This is a genomic window from Micromonospora sp. NPDC005305 (genome assembly GCF_040607315.1).
Classification (GTDB): Bacteria; Actinomycetota; Actinomycetes; order Mycobacteriales; family Micromonosporaceae; genus Micromonospora.
Window position 1 is genome coordinate 1 of sequence record NZ_JBEXGL010000050.1, and the last position, 4,576, is coordinate 4,576.

1 protein-coding gene and 1 pseudogene are annotated in these 4,576 nt (G+C 69.3%); one reads left to right on the top strand and one right to left on the bottom strand.

All coding sequences use genetic code 11. The annotated features are described in order from the left end of the window. A pseudogene (locus tag ABZS80_RS33210) lies at window positions 1-678 on the bottom strand (hypothetical protein); the annotation flags it as partial. A gap of 374 nt (window positions 679-1,052) precedes the next feature. Between ABZS80_RS33210 and ABZS80_RS33215 the strand changes: the two are divergent. Continuing rightward, entirely contained in the window at window positions 1,053-4,457 is a 3,405-nt protein-coding gene (locus ABZS80_RS33215; protein ID WP_355062162.1) for a BTAD domain-containing putative transcriptional regulator, read from the top strand. Window positions 4,458-4,576 lie beyond the last annotated feature (119 nt).

A 4,576-nucleotide genomic window follows, 5' to 3' on the forward strand; every position in this document is an offset into this window, starting at 1 on the left:
GGCTCCGCTGTTGGTGTCGCGCAGGTAGAACGTCGATTCGCTCGGGCGGAAGACGCCGACGGTGTCGACACCGTCACCGTTCCAGTCACCCGAGATCGGCACGTCCTCCGCGGACACGTCCTCCCGAATGTTGTCGTAGCGGACCGGGGTGTAGAGGCCCGCGTAGCTGGACGTCCAGGTGCGCTCGATGGTGTCCGCACTGCCCGTCTGCTCGATGACCACCGGCGCGGTGTGCGCGGAGTCGCTCCACTTCACGAACAGGGCGACGTGGTTCTCGCTGGGATCCCCGGTGTGCCGGAGCAGGGCGTCGCCCGGCGCGAGGTCGCTGCGCGAGATCGTGTGCGATCGGGTGTCCAGGTTTCCGGTCCAGAAGGAGCTCCCCGAACCGCCGAGACCCCACGCCATCGAGACGAAGCCCGAACAGTCGGTGCGGTAGTCACCGTACTGGTTCTGGTAGCAGCGAGACTGGCTGTAGGGGACGCCCCCCACGCTGAGCCAGCTACGTGCCCGGGTGATCGCATCCGACCGGCGCATGTCCTTGTCGGCGCCGTTGTCACCACACGGCACCGGCGTGGTGCTCACCGCAGCGGACACTCCCGCCCTCGGTGCGAGGCCCGGGTACTCGGGCAGCGCCGGATCGCCCGGCACGGTGGCAGCGGCCAGCCCCGCCGCGTCCACCGCTGAAGCGTCAGGCGTCGCTGACGCCACCGCCGGCGTCGAGGCCAGGGCTGCGGCCAGCACAGCGATCGGCACCAGTGATCGACGCGCCAACCAACCGCTCCGTCGAGCGTGAGACTGCATGTGCTCTCCTCCCGTGTATCGGCGGGCTACGGCCTCGCCTGCCAAGAGTCTGAAGAGTGCTCCTGACGTACGGCTGGAGGGACGGATCCTGTAGTGAATCTCGTACTCCGATCCGTCGGGAAGGACGCAGGAGTCAGACCCTGATACCGGCGTCAGGTATCGATCGCCGTGCAAGTGTTGACGGTTCGGCCACTGGAGAACCCGCAAGGCGGGGTTCTAGGCTGACGGTCCTTCGGTACGGGGAGTCGGTTATGGACGATCGGGAACATGAAAGCCTCGCTGAACTGCTGCGGAACGCTCGGGTCGGCCGCGGCCTGACCCAGGCCGGTCTGGCGGATCAGGCCGGGGTCAGCATCGGTGTGGTTCGCGACCTCGAACAGGGGCGCAGCGGGAGGCCGCGAGGACGTTCACTGCAGGCGCTCGCGGATGCGCTGGGTCTTCACCACGAGGACCGCACGCGGATCAAGCAGCTGGCGCGGCCGCCGCAGCGGGAAAGTGTCAACGCGACGGGTCCGGCTCAGATCTCGGTGCTGGGGCCGCTGCTGGTCACCCGGATCGGTCAGCCCGCCAATCTCCGTGCTGGACGGCACCGCGTCGTGTTGGCGCGCCTCGCGCTGACTCCTGGCCGGCCCGTGAGCCGGGACGAGCTGACCCATCTGCTGTGGGGAGATCGCCCGCCGCCGTCGGCCGCCAACGTGATCCAGACACACGTGAGCCGGATCCGTCGGCTGTTGGAACCCAAGCCGCAGCCGGACCGGCCGCCGACGGTGACGCTGGAGTCGGGCGGATACCAGCTCCAGGTCGGCGGTGATCAGCTTGATCTTGTGGCGTACCGGTCCCGCCTGGCCGAGGCAGGTTCGTCGGGCCTCCCACCCCAGCGCGCCTTCGACCTGCTCCTCGACGCGCTGAACCTGTGGCGCGGCGACGACGCCGTCGAGGACGTGCTGGAACTCTGCGGCGATCCACTGGTCACGGCGCTCGCCGAGGAGCGCGTGGAGATTGCTGTCCGGTTGGCGCGCCTCGGGGAGGTGGTGCACCAACAGCGGCAGGTCCTTCCGCTTCTGCGACGACTGGCGGGGCGGCACTCGTGGCACGAGTCGCTGCACGCGCGGATGGTGGTCGCGCTCGCCGCAGCGGGGCAGCAGGCCGCGGCGATCGAGGCCTTCGACAGTGTCCGTCAGCGGCTCGCCGAGGAGCTGGGCATGGATCCCGGCACCGAGTTGATCGAGGCACGGCAGGCCATCGTCAGCGGACAGAGCGATCGACGTGGCGGCAGCCCAGTCGAAGGCACCGGGGTCGTCACGCCCTGGCAGACGCCGGCGCCGCCATCGGATTTCTGCGGCCGCGCCAAGGACCTGCATCGGCTGGAGCGGGCGCTGCGCTATCCGAGTAACGGATCACCAGTCGTCTGCGTCATCTCCGGCATGGCCGGTGTCGGCAAGACCAGCCTCGCCCTGAAGGCGGCCTGGGGAGTACGCCGGGACTTTCCGGACGGCCAGCTCTACATCGACCTACGAGGTAACGATGACCGGCCGGTCCCGGTCGCGTACGCGCTCGCTCGACTCCTGAGAGCCCTCGGCGTCGAGGTCCGCGCCATCCCCGGTGACGAGGACGAGGCTGCCGCACTCTACCGGAGCGTGCTTGCCGACCGACGGGTGCTGATCGTGCTCGACAACGCCCACAACGCCGCCCAGATCCGTCTGCTGCTGCCGGGTCCTGGTGGAAGCGGGGTCCTGGTCACCAGCCGCAACCAGTGCGAGGAGTTGGACGGCGCCGTCACGATGCTCCTGCCGGTGTTCGAGCCGGACGAGGCACTGGACCTGCTGCGAGTCAAGCTGGGGGCGGCCCGGGTCCACGCCGAGCGCAAGGATGCCGAGGCCCTCGTCGAGGCGTGTGGCCGGTTGCCGATCGCCGTGCGGCTGGTGGCCGGCCGGATGGCCGGCCGCCGGAGAAGTACGATCGCCGACGTCCTGCAGCGGCTCACTGACGAGCGGTCGCGGCTCGAACAGCTGAGCCTGGGCGATCGCACCGTGACGAGCAGCTTCGCGATCAGTTGCGGGGACCTGCCATCAGCGGCAGTCGAGGTTTTCCAGGCCGCCGCGCTGATTCCGGGTGAGGGCTTCTCGGCCGACGCGGTCGCCGCGCTGCTCGGCGCCGAGCGGCGGCTGGTCCGCCCGGCGCTGGACCACCTTGCCGCGGAGAACCTGCTCCAGCCCGGCGGTGCGGACCACTACCGGTATCACGACCTGCTGCGTCTCTACGCGGTGCGAGCTGGTGAGGTCCGGCAGACACCCGTTGATCGCACCGCCGCGCTGGGCCGGCTCTATGCCTGGTACCTGGCGCGGACAGCGTCCGCGATGGCCCTGGTCTACGCAGACATGGTGCGGTTGCCGGTCGACGTCGACCTGACCGAGACCCGGTTTCCAGACCTCGGTTCGGCCACGGCATGGCTCAGCGAGGAGGCGGGAAACCTCGTCGCCGCGATCGAAGCCGCCTCGGCTGACGGGCACGGCGCGCGGTCCTGGCAGTTGGCCGATCAGCTTCGCGGCTACTTCTTCGTCTCGGGAGACGTGGTCGCCTGGCTCACGAGCGGAAAGGCAGGACTCGCCGCCGCGGAGGCGGCGGGGGACGTCCGCGCTCAGGCTGCCATGTATCAGACCATCGGCCAGGCGCACTGGGCAGCCGGGAAGCATCATCTCGCCGCCGATGCCTACCGCCGCGGCATCGCCGCTGCGGCCAGCAGCGGCTGGCTCGTCGGCGAGGCCTACCTGTCGCACAACCTCGGGCTCGTGCAGGCCGAGCTGGGCCACCTCGACGAAGCGCAGGAGCTCTACCAGCGAGCACTTGATCTCGGTACTGGTCCCGAATTCAACCACGTTCGGGCAGTGACGTTGAACGACCTGGGCACCATGTGCCACGAGCGGGGACAGCTCGTCGAGGCGGTTGGTTACCTGAAGGCGGCTCAACGATTGAACGAGAAGTCGGCGCGTCACCTTTCGGCAATGGCGAACCGACACAACCTGGCGATGGTGCTGCGGCAGCTGGAAGACTTCGAGCCCGCCCGCGCCCACTTCGACGCCGCCCTCGAGTACTACCGTCGCACCGGGTCGGCCTTGCGCGAGCTGTCGGTACTCGATGAGCTGAGCCAGCTCGACCGGCAACTGAACGAGTGGGTGTCCGCGGTGAACAACGCGGCCGAGGCGCTGCGGCTCGCCCGGCAACAACGCAACCTGCGCGCCGAGGCGGCCACCCTCAACACACTGGGGTACGCGCTGTTGGGTAGCCGCGCCGCCAACGACGCCCACGCCCGGTTCACCGAAAGCCTGTCGATCAGCCGAAACAACGGCTTCCAGTACTTCGAATGCCAGGCGGGCATCGGCCTCGCCGAGGCCGCCCTGTCGGCTGGTGCCGCCGAGGAGGCCTACCGTCTGGCGGCGGGCGCGCTGCACATCGCCTCCCGCAACGCCTACCGTGCACTGCACAGCGACGCCCTCATCGTGCAGGCCAAGGCGGCGATCTGGCGGGGTGAGACGGATGCGGCGGCGCAGCACTGCCGGGCTGTCCGTGAGCTGCTCGCAACGACGCCTCTACCGGACCGAGCGCGCGAGTGCGACGCCCTTGAGGCACGGATCGCACAACTGATCGTGATCACGTGAGAGGCCTGATCGGTTGAACCTGGCCGGCCGGCGGCGGGGCCCGGTGTGTCCGGGCCCCGCCGCCGTGTCTGGTGAGGTCAGATGCCGTAGATGAATTGTGCGTCGACTGCGCCGGCGCT

What these genes read in the sequence shown, in the direction of transcription:
- ABZS80_RS33215 (WP_355062162.1), top strand. Translation starts at nt 1,053, where the DNA reads ATGGACGATCGGGAACATGAAAGCCTCGCTGAACTGCTGCGGAACGCT.